The following is a 24498-nucleotide window of genomic DNA, read 5'->3' on the forward strand; positions in this document are numbered from 1 at the left end:
ATTACGGCGGCGCGCCGCTTGTGGCTTTTGATTGCAGGCGTTCCGCTGTATGACGGGGGCAATGATCCATCCGAGGTGCCCATGACCGATGCCCCCAACCCGCTTGATGCCGCCGCCCGCGTTCTGCGCATAGAGGGCGAGGCGCTTTTGACAATGGCCGCCGCCCTGCCGGAGGATTTTGGCGCGGCAGTTGAGGCTTTGCTGGACTGCAAGGGGCGGGTGATCCTGGCGGGGATCGGAAAATCCGGCCATATTGCGCGCAAGATCGCAGCGACGCTGTCCTCTACCGGAACGCCCGCCTATTTCGTGCATCCCGCCGAGGCGTCACATGGCGATCTGGGCACCATCACCCCCGCCGATATCGTCCTTGCCCTGTCCAATTCCGGCGAGACGACCGAGCTGGGGGATATGATCGCCCATACCCGACGGTTCTCGATCCCGCTGATTGCGCTGTGTTCCAAGGCGGGTAGCACCTTGTCACTGGCCGCCGATCTGCGCCTGATCCTGCCCCCGGCCCCTGAGGCCTGCCCCTTGGGCATGGCACCGACCACATCCACGACCATGGCGCTGGCTTTGGGCGATGCGCTGGCTGTGGCCTTGATGGAGCGGCGCGGGTTTGAGCCGGAGCATTTCCGCACCTTCCACCCTGGCGGCCGCCTTGGCGCGCGTCTGGCGCGGGTGGGGCAGTTGATGCGCTCTGACGACTTGCCGCTGGTGCCGATGGAGATGCCGATGGCGGAAACCTTGCTGGTGATGACGCAAAAGGGTTTTGGCACGGCCGGCGTGATGGACGGCCCGCGTTTGGCCGGTGTGATCACCGATGGTGACTTGCGGCGTAATATGGCCGGCTTGATGGACAAGCAGGCGATTGATGTTGCCACCCGCACCCCCCTGACCGCGCCGCCTGATATGCTTGCCGCCGAGGCTGTGGCCTTGATGAATGCGCGCAAGATCACCATGCTTTTCGTCATTGACGCCGAGGCACATCCCCTTGGCATCCTCCATATCCATGACTGCCTGCGCGCGGGCGTACAATAAGGTTTGACCCCCATGAAAACGGTTATCATTATCCCCGCCCGCTATGCCTCCACCCGTTATCCGGGTAAGCCTTTGGTGGGTTTGCGCGGGGCGGATGGTGTGTCCAAACCCCTGATCCAGCGCAGCTGGGAGGCGGCAAAGGCGGCGCGCGGCATCGCCGAGGTCTATGTCGCCACCGATGATGACCGGATTGCCGATGCCGCGCGGGCGTTTGGGGCCGAGGTGATCATGACATCCTCTGATGCGGAAAACGGCACTATGCGCTGTGCCGAGGCAGTGGCCAATGCGGGGCTTCAGGCGGATTTGTTCATCAACCTGCAAGGCGATGCGCCCCTGACCCCGCCGTGGTTTGTCGAGGCCCTGGCCGAGGCGATGGAGACATCACCGGCCGCTTGTGCGACCCCTGTGGTGCGCTGTGATGCGCAAACCGTCAGCCATTTCCGCGAGGACCGCCGCCATGGCCGCGTTGGTGGCACGACGGCGGTGTTCGATAACAATATGCGCGCGCTCTATTTCTCCAAAGAGGTGATCCCCTACACCCCCGAGGGCGACCATGACCCGATCCCGGTTTTTCACCATGTCGGCATCTATGCCTACCGACCAGCTGCGCTTGCGGCCTATCAGGGCTGGAAGATGGGCACCTTGGAACGGATGGAAGGGCTGGAGCAGCTTCGCTTTTTGGAAAACGGGATGGAGATGGCCTGTGTCGAGGTGGACGGCAAGGGTCGTGTGTTCTGGGAGCTGAACAACCCCGTCGATGTGGAACGGATCGAAAGTGTGCTGGCCAAGGACCGGCCTTAGTATTTCGCGGCCCCAAGTCCCGGTGTCACCGCGCGGCGTTTCAGCTGTGCCTCGCGCCATGTGATATAGCTGACAGAGCCGATGATTATGGTGCCGCCCAGCATGACAAAGGGGTCCACGCTTTCGCCAAAGGCGAAATAGCCCAGCATCGCCGCCCAGACCAGTTGCAGGAAAACCACCGGCTGCGTGACCGAGAGCGGGGCCGTGGCAAAGGCCCGCGCCATGCAGTAATGCCCCGCCGTTGCCGCCAGCGCCACCATGCCCAGCCAGCCGATCTGCACCAAGCTGACCGGCACCCAGACCCAGATTGCGACGGGCAAAAGCCCCAGCATCACCGTCAAAGACATAAGCCCGACAATCGCCCCCGCAGGCATCTTGCCGCTCAGGCTCTTGGCGAAAAGATAGGATATGGCAAAACAGGTGGCAGCGCCCAATTGTGACCAATGGCCCGGCTCCACCTCTCGGATGCCGGGGCGCAAGATGATCAGGGCACCGACAATGGCAATGGCGATGGCGATCAACCGCCGTGCCGCCAGCCTTTCGCCAAAGACCAGCGCCGCCCCGATGGTTACGCAAACGGGGTTGAGATATCCGATCGCCGTCACCTCGGCCACGGGGATCCGCGCCATTGCATAAAACCACATGACCACCGCGATCGTATGGAACGCCCCGCGAAAAAAAACAGTTGTGCCAAGTCCTTGCGGAATACCCGAGCGGGTCAGTGACAGCAGCGACGGCACAAGTATCAAAACCCCCCAGCCAAATCGCAAAAATGCCGATTGCGCCGAGGGCAGATCAGTGCCCAAATAGCGCACAATCCCGGTGACAACGACAAAGAGCAAGCCTGACGCAAGCATCCAAAGAACACCGGCAACCGGATTTATGGAAGAGGATTCGTTCATGCCCTTACATGGCCAGACTTTGGCCGGTATAACAAGTGTCTAGCCAAAGGCGAGCGCCGCCGCGATTGCCCACATTGTTGCGCCCACCAGCACCTCCAGCACCACCCATGCACCTGGCCGCGCCATCACCGGGGCCAGCAGCCGCGCGCCAAACCCGAGGGCAGTGAAAAAGCTGACAGAGGCGGAAATCGCGCCGATCCCAAAGGCCAACCCGTAAGGTGCATATTGCGCCGAGATTGCGCCGATCAACACCACGGTATCAAGATAGACATGCGGGTTCGCCCATGTCAGCAAAAGACAGATCGCCAGAACCCGCCCTCGCGCCACGGGGGCATTGCCGGCAGGCACTAAGGCAGCGCCCCCCTGCCACGCGGCGCGAAACCGCAGCGCGCCGTAGACCAGCAAAAACGCAACCCCGGCCCAAAGGGCTGTATCTGCGAGCCATGGCACTTGTTCCGAGACGGCGCCAAATCCTGCAATCCCCGCCGTCATCAAAACCGCATCCGATCCGGCACAGATCAGCAAAACCCAGCCCACATGTTCCCGACGGATCCCTTGGCGCAGCACAAAGGCATTCTGCGCGCCTATGGCCGCGATCAGGCTTAGCGATACCAGATATCCCGCAATCAACGCCTCTATCATCTGTGCTCTCCTGTTGTTCCGGTCTTGACTAATGCGCGGGAAGGCATCAGGCAAATTAAAGATATTTAGACAAGATTAGGACTGCTAATGCTGGACTATGCCCAACTTGCGGCCCTTGCGGCGGTCCATCGGCGCGGGTCGTTTGATCTGGCGGCGGCATCTTTGTCGCTGACGCCCTCGGCGATCTCACAGCGGCTCAAGTCGCTGGAGGAACGGATGGGAACCTTGCTGATCCGGCGGGGGCAGCCTTGTGTGGCAACGGCGGCGGGGTTGCGGCTGATCCAGCATTTTGAGGATGTGATGCTGCTTGAGGCCGCCTTGACCGAGGGGCTGCCTGCGCAGAACCCTGCAACGATACGGATCGCGGTGAATGCCGATAGTCTGGCGACTTGGGTGCTGCCTGCCTTGGCGCAGGTCGAGGGGATGCTGTTCGATCTGGTTATTGACGACCAAGACCACAGTCAGGGTCTTTTGCGCGCCGGAGAGGTCTCGGCGGCGATCACCAGCCATGCGGGCCCGTTGCAAGGTTGTGATACGGTGGCGCTGGGGGCGCTGCGGTATCGTGCCACGGCCTCGCCCGCGTTTATGGACCGCTGGATGGCCGAAGGGGCAGGGCGGGCAGCCTTGGCCCGCGCCCCCGCATTGACGTTTTCGGATAAGGACCGCTTGCAACGTGACTGGATCGCGGCGCAATTTGGCACCGGCGCGGGGTTTGCATTTCCGACGCACCGGATTGCCTCATCGCAAGGGTTTGTCGAGGCGGCTTTGCTGGGCTTGGGCTGGGGGATGAACCCTGAACCCTTGGTAGTTCCGCATCTGGAGGCGGGGCGCTTGGTCGAACTGGTGGCTGATAGCGCGCTTGATGTGCCGCTCTATTGGCAATTTGCGCGGTTGACCGGCCCCGCCATCGCGCCGCTGACCGCCGCGATCACCCGTTCGGCGGCACTCGCATTGCGCTAAGTTTAACAACCGCTGCGGATGTGACATGTTGCGCGCGAAACCGCCAAGCGCTAAAGCTGGTTAATTCTGTCTTGTTGGGGTCATGTTTTGCGCCTGAAATTCCTCTGCGTCCTCGCAATCGCCGGAGCGGCCCTTTCCGGTTGTTCCGTTCCGCGTGGTGCCGCGCTGTCAGCCGAGGTGTTGCGCGAAGAAAATGCCAAAGAGCCGACATTCAGCGTGGTACCGGTGAACAGGGCCAATGTGGACCGTCTGGCCGGTTGGCCGGTGACGGGCTGGCGCGGTGGCTATAACTGGATCCCAGCTAAAAGCGGGCCGAACAGCGCGGTCATCAGTAGCGGCGACACGGTGCATCTGGTTATCTGGGACAGTCAGGACAATTCCTTGCTGGCGGATGTGTCCAGCAAAACGGCGCTTTTGCCACCGACCAAGGTATCTTCGGCGGGGACAATCTTTGTGCCCTATCTGGGGGATGTGGTGGTCAACGGTCAAACCGCCGAGGCCGCCCGCGCCCAGATCCAAAGCGCGATGGAACCGATCGCCCCATCCGCACAGGTGCAGCTGTCGGTGATGGCGGGGGTACGCAACTCTGTCGATCTGGTCAGTGGCGTGGGCAAACCCGGCAGCTATCCGCTGCCCGATCGCAACTATTCCATCCTAAGCCTGCTGGCGGCGGGGGGCGGCATTGCGCCGACGCTTAAAAACCCGCTGGTGCGTTTGATCCGTGCGGGCAATACCTATGAAATCCGCGCCGACCGGCTGTTGGCCGAGGCAAGCATGAACACCGTCCTGCGCGGTGGCGACAAGGTAATTGTGCGTGAGGATGACCGGTATTTCACCGCCCTCGGGGCGACGGGCACCGAAAGCCTGATCCGGTTCGAGAAGGACAATATTACGGCGCTGGAGGCGATGTCGCTGGTCGGTGGCATCGCGGACGCGCGCGCCAATCCCAAGGGGGTGCTGGTCCTGCGCGAATACCCAGCCAAGGCCGTGCGCGCCGATGGTCTCAAGGGGCCGCAGATGCGCCATGTCGTCTTTACCTTTGACCTGACGACGGCGGACGGGTTGTTTGCTGCCCGCAACTTCCAGATCAACCCAAAGGACAGCGTTTTGGCAACGGAATCGTCGATGACGGCTGCTGGCACCGTTTTTGGTCTGATCGGCTCTTTGGTCGGATTGAACAACGCGGTGAAATAACGCGTCAGTGCGCCTCGGCCCAATTCGCGCCTTGCCCCGCGTCCACGGTGATCGGCACCGACAGATGGACAGCGGGCAGGGCCGCACCCTCCATGATCCGGCGCGCGGTTTTGATCAGCGGATCTACGGCATCCTTTGCCACCTCAAAGATCAATTCATCGTGGACCTGCAACAGCATCTTGGCATCCAGATCGCGGGTGGCATCGGGCATGCGCACCATGGCGCGGCGGATGATATCGGCGGCCGTCCCCTGGATCGGTGCGTTGATGGCGGCGCGTTTGGCAAAGCCTGCGGCGGGGCCTTTGGCGTTGATTTCAGGCGTGTGGATACGGCGACCGAACAGGGTTTGGACATAGCCGTTATCCTTGGCGAATTGGGTTGTCGCGTCCATATATTCGCGGATACCGGGGAAACGCTCGAAATAGCGGTCGATGAAGCCCTGCGCCTCGGCCCGCGGGATGCGCAGGTTGCGCGCCAGACCAAAGCCGGAAATGCCGTAGATCACGCCGAAATTGATCGCCTTGGCCTGACGGCGTACCATCGGGTCCATCCCCTCAACGGGCACGCCGAACATTTCCGAGGCGGTCATGGCGTGAATGTCGATCCCGTCCTTGAACGCTTGTTTCAACGCCGGAATATCCGCGACATGGGCAAGGATGCGCAGCTCGATCTGGCTATAGTCGAGGCTGACAATCACGCGGCCTTCGGGGGCGACAAATGCCTCGCGGATGCGGCGGCCTTCCTCGCTGCGCACGGGGATGTTTTGCAGGTTCGGATCGGTTGACGAAAGCCGCCCCGTGACCGCGCCCACCAGCGAATAAGACGTATGCACGCGCCCTGTATCGGGGTTGATGTGGTCTTGCAGCGCATCGGTATAGGTGGATTTCAGCTTGGAAAGCTGTCGCCAATCAAGGACCTTGCCCGGCAATTCATGCTCGGTCGCCAAATCCTCAAGCACATCGGCGCCGGTGGCATAGGCGCCGGTTTTGCCCTTTTTGCCGCCCTGTAGGCCCATCTCGTCAAAGAGGATCTCACCCAGCTGTTTGGGCGAGCCGACATTGAAGGACCGCCCCGCAAGGGCCTGGATCTCGGCCTCCAGCGCGCCCATTTTCTGCGCGAAAGTGTTGGACATGCGCGACAGCGTGTCACGGTCCACCTGAATGCCTGTCATCTCCATTTTGGCCAGAACCGGCACAAGCGGGCGTTCCAGCGTCTCATAGACGGTGGTGACGGATTTGCGGTGAAGCTGTGGCTTGAAGAATTTCCACAGGCGCAGGGTGATATCGGCATCCTCGGCCGCGTATTTCACCGCCTCATCGACGGGCACCAGATCAAAGGTGATCTGGGATTTTCCGGTGCCAAGCAAGGATTTGATCGGGATCGGCGTGTGGCCGAGGTATTTATCGGCCAGCGTATCCATGCCGTGATTGTGCAGCCCCGCGTTCAGCGCCGAGCTTATCAGCATGGTGTCATCAATCGGCGCAACCTCAACCCCCTCAAGGGCAAGGATTTTTGCGTCGTATTTCATGTTCTGGCCGATTTTCAGGATGCTCGCATCACAAAGCATCGGGCGCAGCATTTCCAGCGCCTTGGCCATCGGCATTTGCCCCTCGGCAAGGTCCGACGAGCCGAACAGATCATCGCCGCCTTGCTTGTGCCCGAGTGGGATGTAGCAGGCCTGCCCGGCCTCAACACAAAGGGAGATCCCGACCAGTTCGGCGCGCATCTCGTCCAGGCTGGTGGTCTCGGTATCCAGCGCGACATAGCCGCGCGCATAGATGCGGTCGATCCATGTTTGCAAGGCATCCGCCGTGCTGACCTTTTCATATTTGGCATGGTCAAAGGGCAGATCGGGCGCATTCTCAACCACGGCTTGCGGGGTGGGGGCCTCTACCTTCAGGCTGTCGGCCACGCGTTTGGTCAGGGTGCGGAATTCCATCTCATTGAGGAACCCCAGCAGCGGCTCTGCCTCGGGCGGGGTGACGGCCATGCTGTCAAAGCCGACATCAAGCGGGGTGTCGCAATCAAGCTGAACCAGTCGCTTGGAGATGCGGATCTGTTCGGCATTGTTGATCAGGGTCTCGCGGCGCTTGGGTTGCTTGATTTCGTCCGCCCGCTCCAACAGGCTTTCCAGATCGCCGTATTCCTGAATGAGCAGGGCTGCGGTCTTGATGCCGATCCCCGGTGCGCCCGGCACATTGTCGACCGAATCACCGGCCAGCGATTGCACATCGACCACGCGATTTGGGGCCACGCCGAATTTTTCAAATACCTCATCCGGCCCGATCAGCTTGTTCTTCATCGGGTCGAGCATGCCAACCCCGTCCCCGACCAGCTGCATCAAATCCTTATCCGAGGAAATAATCGTCACCCGTCCGCCTGCATCGCGCGCACGGCATGACAGGGTGGCGATGATGTCATCGGCCTCATAGCCCTCGGTTTCAATGCAGGCGATGTTGAAGGCGCGGGTGGCCTCACGCGTCAGCGGGAATTGTGGGCGCAGATCCTCGGGCAACTCGGGGCGGTTGGCCTTATATTCGGGATAGATGTCATTGCGGAAGGTCTTGGACGAATGGTCAAAGATCACCGCCACATGGGTCGGCGCATCGTCACCTTTATTGCCATTGAGATAGCGGAACAGGATGTTGCAAAACCCCGCAACCGCGCCCACGGGCAAGCCGTCCGATTTCCGCGTCAGCGGCGGCAGCGCGTGATAGGCGCGGAAAATATAGGCAGATCCGTCGATCAGATGCAGGTGGTGGCCCTTGCCGAAAGTATCGCTCATCCCGTGCGCTCCGCTGTTTTGGCCTTCATCGCATGGACGGGGGCGCGGGTCCAGTGGCGCGTTATTTTACCGTGTCGGCAAAACTTTCATGGACATAGCGACGGTCGCAATAGCCGCATTCGACATAGCCCGTATCATGGGGGATGGTCAGCCAGACACGTGGATGGCCCAAGGCAGGCCCGTCACCGTCACAAGCGATTTTCCATTGGGATACGATTTTGGTTTCCGGCACAGGTGCGGTCATGGCGGGTCTTTCTAGCTAAAGCAGCGCGTTTGTGTTTGTGGCGGCATGATAGCGATCCAGCGCGGCGCGGCAAGACCCGTGCGCAAATTAGCGCGGTCCCTGTTACCCTAATTCCGCGGATAGGATCAGCGGGAAAAACACACCGCCCGACCACAGGCCGAACCAGCTTTGGCCCTCATGGTCGCGGTGGGCGCCCAATTCGACCAGACGGTAAAAGGATTTGCGGTCAATCAGTGCCTCCAGCCCCGCGCGCACCATGACATAGGGCGAGGGTTCACCTGTTTGCGGATCGCGGGCCATGCGGATGGGGTGGTCGGGGCCTGCGGTCACAAAATCGCCCACCTGGGTTTCAAAGCGCAGCGATTGCGCCTCTCCGTCGCCTGATGCCGTGAAATCCACCGCAACAAAGGGCGCGTCATCCACGGTGATTCCCACCTTTTCGACCGGCGTGACGAGGTAATACTTCCCGTCCTCCAGCTTCAGGATATTGGAAAAGAGTTTTACCAGCGCCGGGCGCCCGATCGGTGTGCCGAGATAAAACCATGTCCCGTCGCGCGCGATGCGGATATCGAGATCGCCACAGAAATCGGGATTCCACAGGTGGACCGGCGCGGGGCCCGCTCCTTTTCCGGCGGCCTGTACGGATGCCATGATGCCTTCTGCTGTCGGTTTCACGCTCAATTGACCAAATCCTGCTTTTGCCGTTTGTACCCGGCGCCATAAATCGCTCTAATAGGCCCAGTATAACCCGTGTCTGAGGAATGTCATGCCCCACGCCGCCCCAACGCCCCAAAATGCCGATGAACTGGTCGCCAAGATTGAAGTGCTTGGCCAAAAACTGGGGGCGCGAAGGCGTCGATCAACCGGCGTTTTATCGGTCAGGGGCAGGTGGTTGATCTGGTGCTGGCCTCATTGCTGTGCGGGGGGCATGCGCTGTTGGTGGGGCTGCCGGGCTTGGGCAAGACGCGGTTGGTTGATACGCTTGCCACCGTGATGGGGCTGGAGGGCAGCCGTATCCAGTTCACCCCCGATCTGATGCCCGCCGATATTCTGGGCTCCGAGGTCTTGGACGGGGCGGATGGCGCGCGTTCGTTCCGCTTTATCGAGGGGCCGATTTTTTGCCAGTTGTTGCTGGCCGATGAGATCAACCGCGCCTCGCCGCGCACACAATCGGCGCTGTTGCAGGCGATGCAGGAACATGAGGTGACGATTGCGGGGCAGCATCGCCCCCTCGGCGCCCCCTTCCATGTGTTGGCGACCCAGAACCCGATTGAACAAGAGGGCACCTATCCCTTGCCCGAGGCGCAGCTGGACCGCTTTTTGGTGCAGGTCGATGTGGCCTATCCGGACCGTGCGACCGAACGTGATATCCTGCTGGCCACCACTGGGGCCGAGGATGCGCAGGTTCACGGCGTCTTTACCGCGCAGGAATTGCTGGATGCGCAGGCCGTTTTGCGCCGGATGCCGGTGGGTGAGCAGGTGGTGGAGGCGATCCTCGATCTGGTCCGTGCCTGCCGTCCCGAAGAGGAAGAGGGCGCGGCCCTGCGCGGGTTGCTGTCATGGGGTCCCGGTCCGCGTGCGGCACAGGCCTTGATGATGACAGTTCGCGCGCGGGCGCTCTTGGACGGGCGTTTGGCGCCCTCGGTGGCCGATGTGGCCGCCCTTGCGCGCCCTGTGTTGATCCACCGTATGGCGCTTTCCTTTGCGGCACGGGCGCGGGGCGAAAGCCTTGCAGGGTTGATCGATGCCACCGTGACCCGCACCTTGGGGCTAGAGGCCGCAGCGTGACCCAAGGCCTTGATCTGCGTGCAAGGTCCGAGGCGCTTGGCGGCGCTTTGCCCGCGCTCTTGGCGCAGGCCGAACATCTGGCCGCGACCGTGGTTCTGGGCGAACACGGGCGGCGTCGGGCCGGTATGGGCGATGAGTTCTGGCAGTACCGCCCCGCGATGGCGGGGGATCCGGCGGGGCAGGTGGACTGGCGGCGTTCGGCCAAATCCGAAGCGCGCTTTGTGCGGGAACGCGAATGGCAGGCCGCGCAGACAGTCTCTTTATGGGTGGATGCCTCACGGTCCATGCAGTTTTCCGGCGATGCGTCGCGCCCGCCCAAGGTGGATCGCGCACAGCTTTTGGCGCTGGCGCTGGCGGTGCTCTTGCTGCGCGGCGGAGAGCGTGTGGGCCTGACCGGCGACGCTGCGCGCCCGCGCGGGGGGCGGGGCCAGATCATGCATCTGCTTGCAGGGATGACGGGTGAGGGTGGTGCCGATTACGGCGCGCCCGATGTCAGCAACCTGAGCGGCCACAGCCGGGCCGTGTTCTTTTCCGATTTCCTTGGCGATCCCGAAGAGGTGGAAACCGCCCTTGCCATCGCCTCGGATCGCGGGGTGCGCGGTGCCTTGGTGCAAGTGCTTGATCCGGTTGAGGAAAGCTTCCCATTCGACGGGCGCACGATTTTTGAATCCATGGGCGGCAGCCTGCGCCATGAGACCCTGCGCGCCGGTGATCTGCGGGCCCGTTACCTTGACCGTCTGGCCGAACGCAAGGGCCGGTTAGAGGGCATGGCCCGCGCCTCTGGCTGGCATTACCTGTGTCATCACAGCGGCCAGCCGGCGCAATCGGCGCTGCTGTGGCTTTATGCGGCATTGGAACGGGGGCGCTGATGTTTATGGTCGGGCCTTTGGGCTTTACGGCCCCGCTTTTGCTCATGGGGCTGGCCCTGTTGCCGGTGCTTTGGCTGTTGCTGCGCGCGGTGCCGCCCGCCCCTTTGCGCCGCCGCTTTCCGGGTGTGGTGTTGTTGCTGGGCCTGACGGATGACAAGCCCGAGGCCGATAAAACCCCGTGGTGGCTTTTGCTGTTGCGCATGGCGGCGGTTGCGGCGGCGATCATCGGCTTTGCCGGTCCGGTGCTGAACCCTGAACAACGTGAAGAAGGCGCGACCGGCCCGCTTTTGGTGCTGATGGACGGCTCTTGGGCCGATGCGCGCGACTGGCCGCGCAGGCTTGACCGGGCGGCGGCACTGGTCGCGGATGCGGGCCGTGCGGGCCGCCCTGTGGCGTTGGTTCGGCTGACGGATGCGCCCGGCGAGACCGTTTTTCAGGCGGCCAATGCCGTGGCCCAAACCATGGGTGGCACCCTGCCGCAACCTTGGGCGCCGAGGCTCTCGGCATGGGCCAATGCCTTGCCCGATGGCGATTTCTCTAGCTTCTGGCTCTCGGACGGGTTGGATCATCCGGGGCGTGGCGCGCTGCTGTCCGCATTGCAGGCGCGGGGACCGGTTACAGTATTCGAGAGCGCGCGCCCCGTGGTCGCCCTGCGTCCCGCCAACTTTAAGGATGGGGTGATTGCCCTTGCCGCCACCCGCCTGCCAAACCCCGATCCGGCCAAGATTGAGGTTTCCGCCCGCGGGCTTGACCCCTCGGGCATAGAGCGAGAGCTTGCCCGTGTGACCATGCGTTTCGCGGCAGGTGAGACCGAGGCCGAAACCGCACTGTCGCTGCCGCCCGAATTGCGCAACCGTGTCTCAAGGTTTGAACTGGTGGGCGTCCGCTCCGCCGGTGCCGTCAGCCTGACGGACGACAGCCTGAAACGCCGCAAGGTCGCGCTGATTTCTGCGGCGGGCGGGGCCGAAAGCCTGCAACTCTTGTCGCCCACCCATTACCTGCGTCAGGCGTTGGAACCTGTGGCCGAGCTGATCGACGGCAGCCTGACCGATGTGGTGCTGGCCAATCCCGATGTGATCGTTCTGGCCGATGTCGCCACGCTCTCCCCGGATGAGGAAACCGTGATCTGGGACTGGCTGGATGCGGGGGGCTTGCTCTTGCGTTTTGCCGGTCCGCGGCTTGCGGCCTCTGACATCAGCCGCGATACCGAGGATGACCTGATGCCCGTCCGCCTGCGCATCGGCGGGCGCAATGTCGGCGGCGCGATGAGCTGGGGAGAGCCGAAGGCGCTGGCACCCTTTGCCGATGGCTCGCCCTTTTACGGGTTGCCGATTGCGGATGATGTGACCGTCTCGGCACAGGTGCTGGCCCAGCCGGACCCGGATCTGGCCGCGCGCACGATTGCGGCGCTGGCCGATGGCACACCCTTGGTGACGCGCAAAACGGTCGGGCAGGGGCAGGTGGTGCTGTTCCATGTCACCGCCAATGCCGAATGGTCGAACCTGCCGCTTTCGGGGCTTTTCATGCAGATGTTGGAACGTCTGGCCGTGTCGAGCCGTCCGGTGGCGCCGGATGCGGCGGATCTGGCGAGGCAGGTCTGGGTGCCGCAGGTGGCGCTTGACGGCTTTGGCCGCTTGGGCGATGCCGGTGAGATGGCGGGCGTTGAGGGCGAGGCGCTTGCGCAGGCACTGGCCACCGGCCCTTCGGCGGCATTTCCGCCCGGTCTTTATGCGGGGGATGAGCGCCGCGTGGCCCTGAATGTGATCGGTGCCGAGACCGCGCTGGCCCCGGCAAGCTGGCCCGATACGGTGATGTGTGAAGGGTTGGAGATGCAGGATGAGCGGTCCTTTAAAGGTGCGGCGCTGATGGTTGCCTTGGGGTTGTTACTGGTGGATGTGCTGGCGACATTGGCGCTTTCGGGGCGGCTTTTGGGGGGGATGCGCAATACGGCCGTGCTGGTTGCGGGGCTGTGTCTGTTGGCCTTGCCCGATACCGCCCACGCGCAAACCCCCGAGGATCTGCGTGCGATCGAGGCGACAACCGCCGTGCGGCTTGGCTATGTCCTGACCGGGGATGCCCGTGTCGACGAGGTGTCGCAGGCGGGGCTGCGCGGCCTTGGCCAGCGTTTGTATGAACGCACGACGATTGAACCCGACGCCCCGCTCTCGGTCGATCTTGAGGCCGATGATCTGGTGTTTTTCCCCTTCCTTTACTGGCCGGTGACCGTGGATCAGCCTGCGCCATCAGCTGCGGCCTATGCCAAGCTGAACCGCTATTTGCGCACGGGCGGGATGATCCTGTTCGACACCCGCGACGGCGATATGTCGGGCGGGCAAACCGCCGAGGCGCGGCGCTTGCAATTGCTGGCCGCCCCCTTGGACATTCCGCCGCTAGAGGTCTTGCCGGGTGATCATGTGCTGACCCGCAGCTTCTATCTGTTGCAGGATTTCCCCGGTCGCCACACCAGCCGTGAGGTCTGGGTTGAGGCAAGCCCCCCCGATGCCGAGCTGGCCGAGGGCATGCCGTTCCGCAACCTTAATGACGGGGTGACGCCGGTGGTGATCGGCGGCAATGACTGGGCCGCCGCTTGGGCGTTGGACGCGCGCGGTGCACCGATGTTTCCGGTCGGGCGCGGCTATACCGGGGAGCGTCAGCGCGAAATCGCGGTCCGTTTCGGGATCAACCTGATCATGCATGTGCTGACCGGAAACTATAAATCCGATCAGGTCCATGTGCCTGCATTGCTTGAAAGACTGGGCGAATGACCGCGAACCTGATCCTTGATCCGCTGATCCCGATGCTGGCGCTTTATGCGCTTGGGGCCGTCGCGGTGGTGACCATCTGCTACGGGCTTTGGCGCGGGCTTGCGGGTTGGGCCTTGCGCGGGCTGGCGGCGATTGCCCTATTGGCGGCCCTTGCCAACCCGTCGTTACAGCGTGAGGACCGCGCGCCCCTGTCCGATATCGTGATCGCCGTTGTCGATGAAAGCGCCAGCCAGCGTATCGGGGTGCGGCCCGATCAATCCGCCGCCGCCCTTGCTCGGGTCGAGGATGAGATCGCCGCCCTGCCCAATACCGAGCTGCGCATCATTCGTCTTGGCGATGGTGAGGGCGACAGCGGCACCCAGCTGATGCTCGCCCTGTCCGAGGCGATGGCCGAAGAGCCGCGCGCCCGTATCGCAGGGGCCATTCTGATCACCGATGGTCAGGCCCATGATATCGGGCTTACGCCTGATCTGCCCGCGCCCCTGCATGTTCTATTGACAGGTCAGGCGCAGGATTGGGACCGCCGTCTGGTGATCAAGAACGCCCCCGGCTTTGCCATTCTTGGCGAGGCGGTTACCCTGACCCTGCGCATTGATGATCAGGGCGCTGTCCCTGCCGATGTCGCGGGCAGCGCCAATATCTCCATCGCCATCGACGGCGGGGAGATGCAATCCTACCGCGTGCCGGTGGGGGAGGATCTGGAGCTTCCGGTGACCTTGCCGCATGGCGGGATGAATGTGCTGCAATTTCAGGTCGAGGTGAATGAAGGAGAGCTGACCGATCGTAACAACGGTGCCGTGGTGCAGATCAACGGCGTGCGCGACCGTTTGCGTGTGTTGCTGGTGTCGGGCGAACCCCATGCGGGCGAGCGCGTCTGGCGCAACCTTTTGAAATCCGATCCATCGGTGGATCTGGTGCATTTCACCATCCTGCGCCCGCCGGAAAAACAGGATGGCATCCCCGCATCCGAGTTGTCACTGATCGCCTTTCCCACGCGTGAGCTGTTCGTGGAAAAGATCGACGAGTTCGATCTGATCATCTTTGACCGCTACCGCCTACGGGGGATTTTGCCCAATGCCTATCTTGATAATGTGCGTGATTACGTCAAGCGGGGCGGCACGGTGCTGGTCGCCGCGGGGCCGGAGTTCGGCTCTGCTGATAGCCTCTGGCGGTCGTCCTTGGGCGAAATCATGCCCGTGACCGCCACCAGCCGCGTGTTTGAACAGGGGTTTACCCCCGCGCTGACCGATCTGGGCAAACGTCATCCGGTGACCGAAGGGCTGGAAAAGCTGGCTCCGCAAGGGGGCTGGGGCCGCTGGTTCCGCCAGATCGGGCTGGAACAGATCGCGGGGCAATTGGTGATGACCGGTATCGACGGCGCACCGCTTTTGGTGCTCGACCGGGTCGGAGAGGGCCGGATTGCCGTGCTGGGGTCGGACCACATGTGGCTTTGGGGCCGCGGGTTTGAGGGCGGCGGGCCACAGTTGGAATTGCTACGCCGGCTTGCGCATTGGATGATGAAAGAGCCAGATCTGGAGGAGGAGGCCCTTGTCGCCGCCGCCAACGGCCAGCGTTTGACCGTGACGCGCCGCACCATCCTTGATGCGCCGCCGCCCGTGACCATCACCGCCCCCGACGGGACCACCTCGGAGCTGGTCCTGCCCGAGGTCGCCCCCGGTCGCTACTCCGCAGGATGGGACGCGCCGGAGATGGGGCTTTACAAGCTGACGCAGGGCGATCTTTCGACCGTTATGGCGCTTGGCCCCTCGGCCCCCAAAGAGTTTGAGGAAACCATCGCCAGCGCTGACAAGCTGCAACCCGTTGTCACCCCCATGCGCGGCGGTATCTTGCGGATTGAAGAGGGCACCCCCGATATCCGCACCGTTGGCATGGGCCGCGTGGCCGCAGGGCGCGGCTGGATCGGCATCACCCCGCGTGAGGCTTATGTCACAGAGGATATTCGCATTGCGGCCCTTCTGCCTGCTTGGCTCTGGCTTCTCATGGCGGCGGGTTTGACATTGACGGGCTGGTTGGTCGAAGGTAGGCGGGCGCGCACAGCAAATCCTTGATCGAGGGCAGAATTGGTTATATAAACTTACCAAATCAGGCTGTGGGAGGCGTGCTATGGAAATGCCAAAGAGTGATGCGGCCATTGTCGCACAAAAACCTGCCATCGTCGCGGCCTTGCAGGAGGTGCTTCCCGCCGATGCGGTGATCTTTGATGAGGCCGAGGTGCGCGCTTATGAATGCGATGCGCTGACGGCCTATCGCTGCCCGCCGCTTGCCGCGGTTCTGCCGCGCAGCACCGCCGAGGTCGCCGCCGTTTTGCGCATTTGCCATCAGATGGGCGTGCCTGTGGTGCCGCGCGGGGCGGGGACCAGCCTTGCGGGCGGGGCGTTGCCCACAGGTGATTGCGTGATCCTTGGCGTGGCCCGCATGAATGAGGTGCTTGAGACCGATTACCCCAACCGTTTTATTCGCGTGCAATCAGGGCGCACCAATCTCTCGGTGACCGGCGCGGTTGAGGAGGACGGGTTTTTCTACGCGCCTGACCCCTCCAGCCAGCTTGCCTGTGCGATTGCGGGCAATATCGCGATGAATTCGGGCGGCGCGCATTGCCTGAAATACGGGGTAACGACGAACAACCTTTTGGGCGTGACGATGGTGCAGATGGATGGCACCGTGCTGAATATCGGCGGCGCGCATCTGGATGCAGGCGGGCTTGATCTGTTGGGGGTGATCTGCGGGTCCGAGGGCCAGCTTGGCGTTGTGACCGAGGCGACCTTGCGGATCCTGCCCAAACCCGAAGGCGCGCTTCCGGTCCTGATCGGGTTCGACAGTAATGAGGTGGCTGGTGCCTGCGTGTCCGACATCATCAAGGCGGGTGTCTTGCCGGTGGCGATCGAATTCATGGACCGCCCCTGCATCGAGGCGACCGAGGCCTTTGCCAAGGCGGGCTATCCGATGTGTGAGGCGCTGCTGATCATCGAGGTTGAGGGCTCAAAGCAAGAGATCGACGAGCAGCTTGCCCTGATCATCGAGATCGCCAATCGCCACAATCCGGTGGAACTGCGCCGCGCCGCCGATGAGGATCAGGCCAAACGCATCTGGCTGGGCCGCAAATCCGCTTTTGGCGCGATGGGGCAGATCAATGACTATATGTGCCTTGATGGCACCATCCCCGTGTCCAGCCTGCCCTATGTCCTGCGCCGGATCGGTGAGATGAGCAAGGAATACGGGCTGGGCGTGGGCAATGTGTTTCATGCGGGCGATGGAAACATGCACCCGCTGATCCTCTATAATGCCAATGAACCAGGCGAATTGGAAAAATGCGAGGCCTTTGGTGCCGATATCCTGAAGCTTTGTGTCGAGGTCGGCGGCTGCCTGACGGGCGAGCATGGCGTGGGGATAGAAAAGCGCGATCTGATGAAGGTGCAATTCGCCCCCGAGGATATGGAGGCGCAGCTTTGGGTCAAGGATGTGTTTGATCCGAAATGGCTTTTGAATGCCGCCAAAGTGTTTCCGCTTGATGTCACGGCCTCTCGGCGTGGATGAATGTGTTTCCCAAGATGAAAGGGCCAAGGTCATGAAGCCTGTGAGTGAGCTGGAACTGGCACAGATGATCCGCGCGGCAACCGGCCCTTTGCGCATTGTCGGCGGTGGCGCGCGCGGGTTTGGGCCGCAGCCCAAGGGCGATCTGTTGCAAACCGGCGGGCTGTCGGGCATTTCGCTTTATGAGCCGGGGGCCTTGACCATTGTTGCGGGTGCGGGCACCCCACTGACCGAGGTAGAGGCCGCCTTGGCCGCAGAGGGGCAGCGCCTGCCCTTTGAGGTGCCGGATCTGCGTGCGCTTTTGGGGCGCGAGGGGGCTTCGACGATTGGCGGGGTGGTTGCGGCCAATGCCTCTGGCCCGCGGCGCATTCAGGCGGGGGCCTGCCGCGACAGCCTGATCGGCGTGCGCTTTGTCGATGGGTCCGGCACGGTGGTGAAAAACGGCGGTCGGGTGATGAAAAATGTCACCGGCTATGATCTGGTCAAGCTGATGGCGGGGGCGCATGGCACGCTTGGGGTCTTGACCGAAGTGGCCTTCAAGGTGTTGCCGCGCCCCGAGGTGGAGGCCACCTTGGTTAAATCAGACCTGACGCCGGAGCAGGCCGTGCAGGCGATGGCCGCGGCGCTGGGATCGCCCTTTCAGGTGACGGGTGCGGGCTATGTCGCCGGGCAGCTACGCCTGCGGATCGAAGGGATGGCGGGCTCGGTCGCCTATCGGACCTCGGCCTTGGGCAAGCTGCTTGGGGCCGGTTGGGATGTGGCGGAGGCCGGGCAAAGTGCTGCGCTTTGGGCCGAATTACGCGATGTGAATCCCTTGGTCGGGCAGGCGGGGGCGGTATGGCGTGTCTCGGTCAAGCCGTCCGATATGCCAAAGGTGCTGGCACTGGTCGGCACGGATACGGTTTGCGACTGGGGCGGTGGATTGATCTGGGCGCGGGTTCCCGAAGAGGGGGACGTGATGGCAGGCGCATTGCGCGGGCTTTTGGCGCAGATCGGCGGGCATGCAACCTTGCTACGCGCGTCCGATGAAACCTATGCCCGAGTGCCAGCTTTTCAGCCGGAACCACCCGAGCTGGCCGTTCTGGCGGCCGGATTGCGCGCCCGATTTGACCCGCGCGGCCTGTTGAACCCCGGCTTGATGGGCTGATCCCAAAGCGCCAGTTGCGGAGAATAAGATGCAAACCAGTTTTACGCCAGAACAGCTCAAAGATCCCGCAATCGCGCGCAGCAACGAGATTTTGCGCGCCTGTGTGCATTGCGGTTTTTGCACCGCGACCTGTCCCACCTATCAGGTGCTTGGCGATGAGGCCGACAGCCCGCGGGGCCGGATTTACCTGATCAAGGATATGCTGGAAAACGGGCGGCCTGCGGATGAAAAGACGGTCAAACATATTGACCGCTGCCTGTCCTGCCTTGCCTGTATGACCACCTGCCCAAGCGGGGTGCATTATATGCATCTGGTCGATAACGCACGGGAATATATCGAGAAAACCTACAAGCGCCCATGGACGGACCGCGTGCTGCGCTGGATGTTGGCGCAAATCATCCCGCATCCGACACGGTTCCGGCTGGCGCTTTTGGGCGCGAAAATCGGGCGGCCTTTTGCGTTTTTGATGCCCGATGCACGCCTGCGCGCGATGCTGGAGATGGCGCCGAAATCCATCCCCCCCGTTAGCCGCAACGATGATCCGCAAAGCTTTGCCCCGATGGGAGAGCGCAAGTGCCGTGTGGCATTGATGACCGGCTGTGCGCAAAAGGCGCTGAATACCGATATCAACGATGCCACGATCCGCATTTTGCGGCGTTTGGGCTGTGAGGTGGTGGTGGCCAAGGGGATGGGCTGTTGCGGGGCGTTGACCCATCACATGGGCAAGGCCGATCAATCCCACGCCTCGGCTGCGGCCAATATCAAGGCGTGGATGGCCGAGAAACGGGCAGGGGGGCTTGATGCGGTGGTCATCAACACCTCGGGCTGCGGGACGACCGTGAAGGATTACGGCCATATGTTTCGCAATGACCCGCTGGCGGCAGATGCGGCAGAGGTCTCGGGCCTTGCGATGGATATTTCCGAACTTTTGGTCAAGATCGGCCTGCCCGAGGGCGCGGATAAGGGCATCAAGGTTGCCTATCACGCGGCCTGTAGCCTGCAACACGGCCAGCAGATCAAGACCTATCCCAAAGACCTGCTGAAACGGGTTGGTTTTGCGGTGGTGGAGCCTGCCGACAGCCATCTGTGCTGTGGCTCGGCGGGGACCTATAACCTGCTTCAGCCCGAGATCAGCCAGCAGCTCAAGGCGCGCAAGGTGAAGACGCTAGAGGCGAAAACCCCTGATATCATCGCGGCGGGCAATATCGGCTGTATGATGCAGATCGGCTCGGGGACCGAGATTCCGATGGTGCATACGGTGGAACTTCTGGATTGGGCCACGGGCGGGCCGAAACCGGCATCCATTAACAAAGGTTAATAAAGCTGGCGCAACGTCATAAAGCTGCCTAAAAGCCCCGTTATCGCAATCACTGCGATGTTCGGAGGTCTCATGCCTGTTCTACCTATCCTTTTGCGCGCGGCTATGGGGATGACCCTTGCCTTGGGCACATACAGCGGGGCGATGGCCGAGGAATCGGACCTGCGCCGTCTTGATACCGGCGATGAAAGCCGGGGCTGGGATGCTGTGGGCCGGTTGAACATGGGGCAGAGCAGCTTTTGCACCGGCGCCCTGATCGGGCCGAATCTTGTGCTGACGGCGGCACATTGCCTGTTCGACAGCACGACCGGCGCGCGAATCGACGCCGGAGAGATCGAGTTTCTGGCGGGATGGCGCAATGGTCGCGCCGCGGCCTATCGTCGGATCAAGCGGACGGTGACCCATCCGCAATATATCTTTGGCGGCGGCGATAAGCTGACCCGCGTGTCCTATGACCTTGCGTTGCTGGAACTGGAACGGCCGATCCGCCTGCCCTCTATCCACCCGTTTGAAACGGATTTCCTGCCGGTTGAGGGGGCAGAGGTTGGCGTTGTCTCTTATGCCAAGGATCGCGCCGAGGCCCCCAGCCTGCAAGAGCTGTGCCATGTGCTCAATCGTGAGGCCGCGCTTTTGGTCCTGTCCTGCTCGGTTGATTTCGGTTCTTCGGGGGCGCCGATTTTTTCGGTGCGTGGCGGGGTGGCTCGGGTTGTCTCGGTGGTCTCTTCCAAGGCCGATTTCGGCGGGCGCGATGTGGCGCTTGGCACGATTTTGCAAGGGCCGCTGCAAACCCTGCGGGCCTCGCTTGCCGCCGAGAGCAGCCATTTCCAAAAGTCGGACCCGAGCCAGCGCGCGATAGAGGCCGGTGCCGGCAATTCGGCGAAGTTCATCAAACCATAAGCCGACCGTTGAGGGCTTGAAATCCCGCAGGGGGCTTCCCAAATTTATTGGGTCGGGTGCCATAATGGGCCCGACGTGTTGACACTGCGGCCCGTCCTGATCGGAGGGCCGATGAAACATCGCTTTACGGAGGATGATATGCGAACTTTTGACCTAGCACCGCTTTACCGTGCAACTGTCGGCTTTGACCGGATCGCCGATATGATGGACCGGGTTTTGACCACTGATGTCAACCAACCCAGCTACCCCCCTTATAACATTGAAAAGACCGATGAAAACGCCTATCGTATTTCTGTTGCCGTGGCCGGTTTTTCCCCTGACGAACTGACGGTAGAGGTGAAGGAGGCCACATTGGTGATCGCCGCGCGCCGTGGCGAAGACGATGCGGATCGCCATTTCCTGCATCGTGGGATTGCCACCCGCGCCTTTGAGCGGCGCTTTGCGCTGGCCGATCACATGCGGGTGACGGCCGCTTTGCATGAACACGGCATGCTGCATATTGAATTGGTGCGCGAAGTGCCTGAGGCACTGAAACCACGCCGGATCGAGATTGCGCGCGGAACCGCGCAGCCGGGCAATCCGCAAATCACCAATCACGCGGAAACGGTTGAGGTTTAAGCGCGGACCGGCGCATCCCCCAAAGGGGGTGCGCCAAACGCAAGACGGGCTTATTCGTCTTTGATCAGCGTTGTTTGCAAGAAGCGTAGAAAGCGGTTGTTCGGGCAGAATTTCGGGGGGGACTCAAGGTTTTCGGGCGCAGCGTCCAGCATGTTCTGGCATGCTCCGCGCTTTGTGCAGCCACCGCATTTCTCCTGCATCTTCAATGCAATTTCTTTGGGCAGAATTTCACGTTTTGCGAGCTGATCTAAATCAAGCCCCATAAGTCGCGCAAGTTGAGATAGTTGCGACGCCATGTGTCTGTTCCTTGTTATACCGCACAGTGATAACCCGTCCGCGGTTAACAATTTGTAAGCTTATATCTGAGAATCGTAAAAAGTGTTACCGATCAGCGACATCCTTGTGGATGATCACATCCGCTTGCGGATAGGCCAGCAGGATGGTCCGGCGCAAACCGGCCCCGATGTCATGTGCAGCGCGCAACGAGAGATCGCCGTCCAGCTCAATATGCAGATGCACGAATACCTTGCTGCCGGACATGCGGGTCTTGAGGTCGTGAAACCCCTCTACCCCCGGCCAGTTGCGCGCAAGGGTGGCGATGCCTTCCACGACCTCGGGGTCGGCGGTGCGGTCCATCAGCGCATCCCACGCCGCCCGCCCGATTTTCAGCGCACCAATTGCCAACATGCCGGCCGCTGCCAGCGCCATGATACTGTCGATCTGGATCAGCCCAAACCGGCTGGAGGCCCAAAGTGACGCGATGGCTCCCAGATTTGGCAGCAAATCCCCCAGATAATGCAACCGGTCCGCCTTGATGACCTTATTGCCAGTGATCCGCGCCACCCGTGTTTGCCAACCAATCAGCGCCAAGGTCAGCAAGACGGATAGAACCATCGCGACGATGCCGGATCCTTCGGCGGTCAGGCGTTCGGGCTGGGCCAGGATCAGGCGGCGCAGGGCAGCCCATGTGATCACACCGGCCGAGATCAGGATAAACAGCGATTGCCCGAGGGCGGCCAGATCCTCGGCAGAGCTGTGGCCGAAAACATGGTCCTCATCCGGCGGTCGGGCGGCATAGAAAATCGCGGCAATCGCGCCAAGGCTGACCATCAGGTCCATTGCACTATCGGCCAAAGAGGCCGCTACCGAAAGCGCGCCGGTTTCCCCCAAGGCCCAAAGCTTGAGCGCAACCAAAAGCCCGGCCACGATGACCGAGGCCGCTCCCGCCGAAAGGTTCATCCTGGTTGCACCTGGCACGGTCATCGTTGCGTCCTTCCCTCGGTCGGGGTCAGCCCCATGGCCGCCTAGTCAAAGCTCTCATTAGGGTCCACGCCCCAAAGGGCGGTCTTCATCGCCCAGCCAGCGGTGCCATCAATGTTAAGCCGGCACCATTCAAGACGGCATTCCAGCAGGCGCGCAACCACGCCGGCCTCGGCACGCAGCACAACTGTCGCATCTATGCGGGGGGTGGCGCGCAGGTCCAGCAGCGGCTCTGTGATCAAGGCGGTGCGTGTGCCAGAGATCAACGCGTAATGAACCCAGCCGCCGACGCCTTCGGAATCCTCGACACGGCGCCAGTTTTCATATTCCGCCGTAACGCGCAGCGGCATGCCTGCGCGGCTGAAAACCCAATCGATGCGATGTGTCAGCCCCGGCCCGCGTCTTGCGTTCCCCTCGTTGGATTTCAACGACACATAACGCGGCAGCGGCAGATTGGTCACTGCACCGCGTTCCTGTTCCTGTGCCAATCCGACAGGTGCCATAAGGGCAATGCTCAAAGCTGTTGCCAAAATCCTTGCTATCACCCGCATTTTTATCCGCCTGTTTTGCCCGCCACGCCGCAAACCGATGCCCGTCGCCTTCTTTGTTGCCTCAAGTTGTCTATGGGGGGCTTGTGCCTTGCCCCGCTTGGCGTCACTTTGACAGGAATAGAGATGATTTGAAAGTGAATCGGGGGTTTTTCATGACTGCACCACGTCTGAGTGTTGTTGTAACGCGTCGTCTGCCGGAAACGGTTGAAACCCGTATGAAGGAGCTGTTCGATGTCGAGTTGCGTGACCCCGATACCCGGATGACCCGCGAGGAATTGGGGGCGGCAATGCGGCGTTCGGATGTGCTGGTGCCCTGTGTGACCGACCAGATCGACGCCAACCTGTTGGCACAGGCCGGCGAGAAGCTGAAGCTGATCGCCAATTACGGTGCGGGGATTGACCATATTGATGTGACCAGCGCCCGTCAGCGCGGAATTTTGGTCTCTAACACGCCGGGGGTTGTGACCGATGATACCGCCGATATGACATTGGCGCTTATTCTGGCCGTGACCCGCAAGATCCCCGAAGGTCTGGCCGAAATGCAGGCTGGTCGCTGGGAGGGCTGGTCGCCCATGGCCCATCTGGGCGGGCGTATCGGCGGTCGGCGGCTGGGTATTTTGGGTATGGGACGGATCGGGCAGGCGGTTGCGCGGCGTGCCTCGGCCTTTGGGATGCAGATCCATTATCACAACCGCAAACGTCTGCGCCCCGAGATCGAGGCCGATCTGGATGCGACCTATTGGGAAAGTCTGGACCAGATGGTGAGCCGGATGGATGTGGTCTCTATCAATTGTCCGCATACGCCATCAACCTTTCATCTGATGAATGCGCGGCGTTTGAAGCTTTTGAAACCGACGGCGGTGATCGTGAATACCTCGCGCGGGGAGGTGATTGACGAGAACGCGCTGACGCGCGGCTTGCGGGCGGGTGAGATTGCCGGCGCGGGCCTTGATGTGTTTGAGCATGGGCATGAGATCAACCCCCGCCTGCGGGAACTGACCAATGTGGTGATGCTGCCGCATATGGGCTCGGCCACGGTGGAGGGCCGCGCCGAGATGGGCGAGAAAGTCATCATCAACATCAAGACCTTTGCCGACGGGCACCGCCCACCGGATCAGGTCGTGCCCGGAATGCTTTAGGGGGCACTCCCGCCATTCGTTGACGCTG

21 protein-coding genes and 1 pseudogene are annotated in these 24498 nt (G+C 62.0%); 14 read left to right on the forward strand and 8 right to left on the reverse strand.

Annotation, left to right across the window (positions count from 1 at the left end):
• The first annotated feature begins 81 nt into the window (after positions 1 to 81).
• On the forward strand, positions 82 to 1038 hold the full coding sequence (locus tag AKU94_RS17310; RefSeq protein ID WP_050528729.1) for a KpsF/GutQ family sugar-phosphate isomerase: 957 nt from the start codon (positions 82 to 84) through the stop codon (positions 1036 to 1038).
• 12 nt (positions 1039 to 1050) lie between these two features.
• Positions 1051 to 1839: a 3-deoxy-manno-octulosonate cytidylyltransferase gene (locus tag AKU94_RS17315; protein ID WP_050528503.1), complete on the forward strand. Its 789-nt coding sequence runs from the start codon at positions 1051 to 1053 to the stop codon at positions 1837 to 1839.
• Here the strand turns inward: AKU94_RS17315 and AKU94_RS17320 are convergent.
• Together AKU94_RS17320 and AKU94_RS17325 are read right to left on the reverse strand one after the other, a co-directional pair.
• Complete coding sequence (locus AKU94_RS17320; RefSeq protein WP_050528504.1) at positions 1836 to 2741, reverse strand: DMT family transporter; 906 nt, start codon at positions 2739 to 2741, stop codon at positions 1836 to 1838. The genes AKU94_RS17315 and AKU94_RS17320 overlap by 4 nt on opposite strands.
• Before the next feature lie 39 nt (positions 2742 to 2780).
• Positions 2781 to 3383 (reverse strand): LysE/ArgO family amino acid transporter, encoded by a 603-nt coding sequence (locus tag AKU94_RS17325; RefSeq protein WP_050528505.1) that lies wholly within the window; start codon positions 3381 to 3383, stop codon positions 2781 to 2783.
• 87 nt (positions 3384 to 3470) lie between these two features.
• Between AKU94_RS17325 and AKU94_RS17330 the strand changes: the two genes are divergently transcribed.
• The gene (locus AKU94_RS17330; RefSeq protein ID WP_050528506.1) at positions 3471 to 4343 is read left to right on the forward strand and encodes a LysR family transcriptional regulator ArgP; all 873 of its coding nucleotides are present in this window, start codon (positions 3471 to 3473) and stop codon (positions 4341 to 4343) included.
• A gap of 87 nt (positions 4344 to 4430) precedes the next feature.
• Complete coding sequence (locus AKU94_RS17335; RefSeq protein WP_232295803.1) at positions 4431 to 5537, forward strand: polysaccharide biosynthesis/export family protein; 1107 nt, start codon at positions 4431 to 4433, stop codon at positions 5535 to 5537.
• 4 nt (positions 5538 to 5541) lie between these two features.
• Here the strand turns inward: AKU94_RS17335 and polA are convergent, their stop codons facing one another.
• From polA to AKU94_RS17350, 3 genes are all read right to left on the reverse strand, one after another.
• Positions 5542 to 8322 carry a DNA polymerase I gene (gene polA, locus AKU94_RS17340; RefSeq protein ID WP_050528508.1) on the reverse strand — a complete coding sequence of 927 codons (2781 nt, stop codon included), beginning with the start codon at positions 8320 to 8322 and terminating at the stop codon, positions 5542 to 5544.
• 61 nt (positions 8323 to 8383) lie between these two features.
• Positions 8384 to 8566, reverse strand: a complete 183-nt coding sequence (locus AKU94_RS17345) for a zinc-finger domain-containing protein (protein WP_050528509.1) — start codon at positions 8564 to 8566, stop codon at positions 8384 to 8386.
• A 102-nt stretch (positions 8567 to 8668) separates the two neighbouring features.
• The gene (locus tag AKU94_RS17350; RefSeq protein WP_050528510.1) at positions 8669 to 9247 is read right to left on the reverse strand and encodes a DUF1285 domain-containing protein; all 579 of its coding nucleotides are present in this window, start codon (positions 9245 to 9247) and stop codon (positions 8669 to 8671) included.
• A gap of 85 nt (positions 9248 to 9332) precedes the next feature.
• Here AKU94_RS17350 and AKU94_RS17355 point away from each other — a divergent pair.
• The 9 genes and pseudogenes from AKU94_RS17355 (at position 9333) to AKU94_RS17395 (ending at position 21520) form a co-directional block, all read left to right on the forward strand.
• Positions 9333 to 10354 (forward strand): annotated as a pseudogene (locus AKU94_RS17355) (AAA family ATPase).
• A complete protein-coding gene (locus AKU94_RS17360) occupies positions 10351 to 11223 on the forward strand; it encodes a DUF58 domain-containing protein (protein WP_050528511.1) in 873 nt (290 codons plus the stop codon). The pseudogene AKU94_RS17355 and the gene AKU94_RS17360 overlap by 4 nt, the downstream one beginning before the upstream one ends.
• Entirely contained in the window at positions 11223 to 13988 is a 2766-nt protein-coding gene (locus tag AKU94_RS17365; protein WP_050528512.1) for a DUF4159 domain-containing protein, read from the forward strand. The genes AKU94_RS17360 and AKU94_RS17365 overlap by 1 nt, the downstream gene beginning before the upstream one ends.
• A complete protein-coding gene (locus AKU94_RS17370) occupies positions 13985 to 16057 on the forward strand; it encodes a hypothetical protein (protein ID WP_050528513.1) in 2073 nt (690 codons plus the stop codon). The genes AKU94_RS17365 and AKU94_RS17370 overlap by 4 nt, the downstream gene beginning before the upstream one ends.
• Positions 16058 to 16112: 55 nt before the next feature.
• Positions 16113 to 17543: an FAD-linked oxidase C-terminal domain-containing protein gene (locus AKU94_RS17375; protein WP_050528514.1), complete on the forward strand. Its 1431-nt coding sequence runs from the start codon at positions 16113 to 16115 to the stop codon at positions 17541 to 17543.
• A 31-nt stretch (positions 17544 to 17574) separates the two neighbouring features.
• Complete coding sequence (glcE, locus tag AKU94_RS17380) at positions 17575 to 18687, forward strand: glycolate oxidase subunit GlcE (RefSeq protein WP_050528515.1); 1113 nt, start codon at positions 17575 to 17577, stop codon at positions 18685 to 18687.
• Positions 18688 to 18715: 28 nt separating this feature from the next.
• The gene (gene glcF / locus AKU94_RS17385) at positions 18716 to 20005 is read left to right on the forward strand and encodes a glycolate oxidase subunit GlcF (protein ID WP_050528516.1); all 1290 of its coding nucleotides are present in this window, start codon (positions 18716 to 18718) and stop codon (positions 20003 to 20005) included.
• Between the two features lie 72 nt (positions 20006 to 20077).
• Positions 20078 to 20902: a trypsin-like serine peptidase gene (locus AKU94_RS17390; RefSeq protein ID WP_050528730.1), complete on the forward strand. Its 825-nt coding sequence runs from the start codon at positions 20078 to 20080 to the stop codon at positions 20900 to 20902.
• Between the two features lie 138 nt (positions 20903 to 21040).
• On the forward strand, positions 21041 to 21520 hold the full coding sequence (locus tag AKU94_RS17395; RefSeq protein ID WP_050528731.1) for an Hsp20 family protein: 480 nt from the start codon (positions 21041 to 21043) through the stop codon (positions 21518 to 21520).
• Positions 21521 to 21570: 50 nt separating this feature from the next.
• Here AKU94_RS17395 and AKU94_RS17400 read toward each other — a convergent pair whose 3' ends face one another.
• From AKU94_RS17400 to AKU94_RS17410, 3 genes are all read right to left on the reverse strand, one after another.
• Positions 21571 to 21816, reverse strand: coding sequence for a DUF6455 family protein (locus AKU94_RS17400; RefSeq protein ID WP_157056599.1), 246 nt, complete (start codon positions 21814 to 21816; stop codon positions 21571 to 21573).
• Between the two features lie 85 nt (positions 21817 to 21901).
• On the reverse strand, positions 21902 to 22783 hold the full coding sequence (locus AKU94_RS17405) for a cation diffusion facilitator family transporter (protein ID WP_050528518.1): 882 nt from the start codon (positions 22781 to 22783) through the stop codon (positions 21902 to 21904).
• A gap of 41 nt (positions 22784 to 22824) precedes the next feature.
• Positions 22825 to 23283, reverse strand: a complete 459-nt coding sequence (locus AKU94_RS17410; RefSeq protein WP_232295817.1) for an SH3 domain-containing protein — start codon at positions 23281 to 23283, stop codon at positions 22825 to 22827.
• Positions 23284 to 23483: 200 nt separating this feature from the next.
• Here AKU94_RS17410 and AKU94_RS17415 point away from each other — a divergent pair, with 200 nt between their 5' ends.
• Positions 23484 to 24470, forward strand: coding sequence for a 2-hydroxyacid dehydrogenase (locus AKU94_RS17415; RefSeq protein WP_050528520.1), 987 nt, complete (start codon positions 23484 to 23486; stop codon positions 24468 to 24470).
• Positions 24471 to 24498: the final 28 nt, after the last annotated feature.

The sequence above is a fragment of the Pseudorhodobacter aquimaris genome (assembly GCF_001202025.1).
Lineage (GTDB): Bacteria > Pseudomonadota > Alphaproteobacteria > Rhodobacterales > Rhodobacteraceae > Pseudorhodobacter > Pseudorhodobacter aquimaris.

Excerpts from the sequence above, each read along its gene's own strand:
- AKU94_RS17310 (WP_050528729.1), top strand. The coding sequence starts at position 82 with ATGACCGATGCCCCCAACCCGCTTGATGCCGCCGCCCGCGTTCTGCGC.
- AKU94_RS17315 (WP_050528503.1), top strand. The coding sequence starts at position 1,051 with ATGAAAACGGTTATCATTATCCCCGCCCGCTATGCCTCCACCCGTTAT.
- AKU94_RS17320 (WP_050528504.1), bottom strand. The coding sequence starts at position 2,741 with ATGAACGAATCCTCTTCCATAAATCCGGTTGCCGGTGTTCTTTGGATG.
- AKU94_RS17325 (WP_050528505.1), bottom strand. The coding sequence starts at position 3,383 with ATGATAGAGGCGTTGATTGCGGGATATCTGGTATCGCTAAGCCTGATC.
- AKU94_RS17330 (WP_050528506.1), top strand. The coding sequence starts at position 3,471 with ATGCTGGACTATGCCCAACTTGCGGCCCTTGCGGCGGTCCATCGGCGC.
- polA (WP_050528508.1), bottom strand. The coding sequence starts at position 8,322 with ATGAGCGATACTTTCGGCAAGGGCCACCACCTGCATCTGATCGACGGA.
- AKU94_RS17345 (WP_050528509.1), bottom strand. The coding sequence starts at position 8,566 with ATGACCGCACCTGTGCCGGAAACCAAAATCGTATCCCAATGGAAAATC.
- AKU94_RS17365 (WP_050528512.1), top strand. The coding sequence starts at position 11,223 with ATGTTTATGGTCGGGCCTTTGGGCTTTACGGCCCCGCTTTTGCTCATG.
- AKU94_RS17370 (WP_050528513.1), top strand. The coding sequence starts at position 13,985 with ATGACCGCGAACCTGATCCTTGATCCGCTGATCCCGATGCTGGCGCTT.
- AKU94_RS17375 (WP_050528514.1), top strand. The coding sequence starts at position 16,113 with ATGGAAATGCCAAAGAGTGATGCGGCCATTGTCGCACAAAAACCTGCC.
- glcE (WP_050528515.1), top strand. The coding sequence starts at position 17,575 with ATGAAGCCTGTGAGTGAGCTGGAACTGGCACAGATGATCCGCGCGGCA.
- glcF (WP_050528516.1), top strand. The coding sequence starts at position 18,716 with ATGCAAACCAGTTTTACGCCAGAACAGCTCAAAGATCCCGCAATCGCG.
- AKU94_RS17390 (WP_050528730.1), top strand. The coding sequence starts at position 20,078 with ATGCCTGTTCTACCTATCCTTTTGCGCGCGGCTATGGGGATGACCCTT.
- AKU94_RS17395 (WP_050528731.1), top strand. The coding sequence starts at position 21,041 with ATGCGAACTTTTGACCTAGCACCGCTTTACCGTGCAACTGTCGGCTTT.
- AKU94_RS17400 (WP_157056599.1), bottom strand. The coding sequence starts at position 21,816 with ATGGCGTCGCAACTATCTCAACTTGCGCGACTTATGGGGCTTGATTTA.
- AKU94_RS17405 (WP_050528518.1), bottom strand. The coding sequence starts at position 22,783 with ATGACCGTGCCAGGTGCAACCAGGATGAACCTTTCGGCGGGAGCGGCC.
- AKU94_RS17410 (WP_232295817.1), bottom strand. The coding sequence starts at position 23,283 with ATGGCACCTGTCGGATTGGCACAGGAACAGGAACGCGGTGCAGTGACC.
- AKU94_RS17415 (WP_050528520.1), top strand. The coding sequence starts at position 23,484 with ATGACTGCACCACGTCTGAGTGTTGTTGTAACGCGTCGTCTGCCGGAA.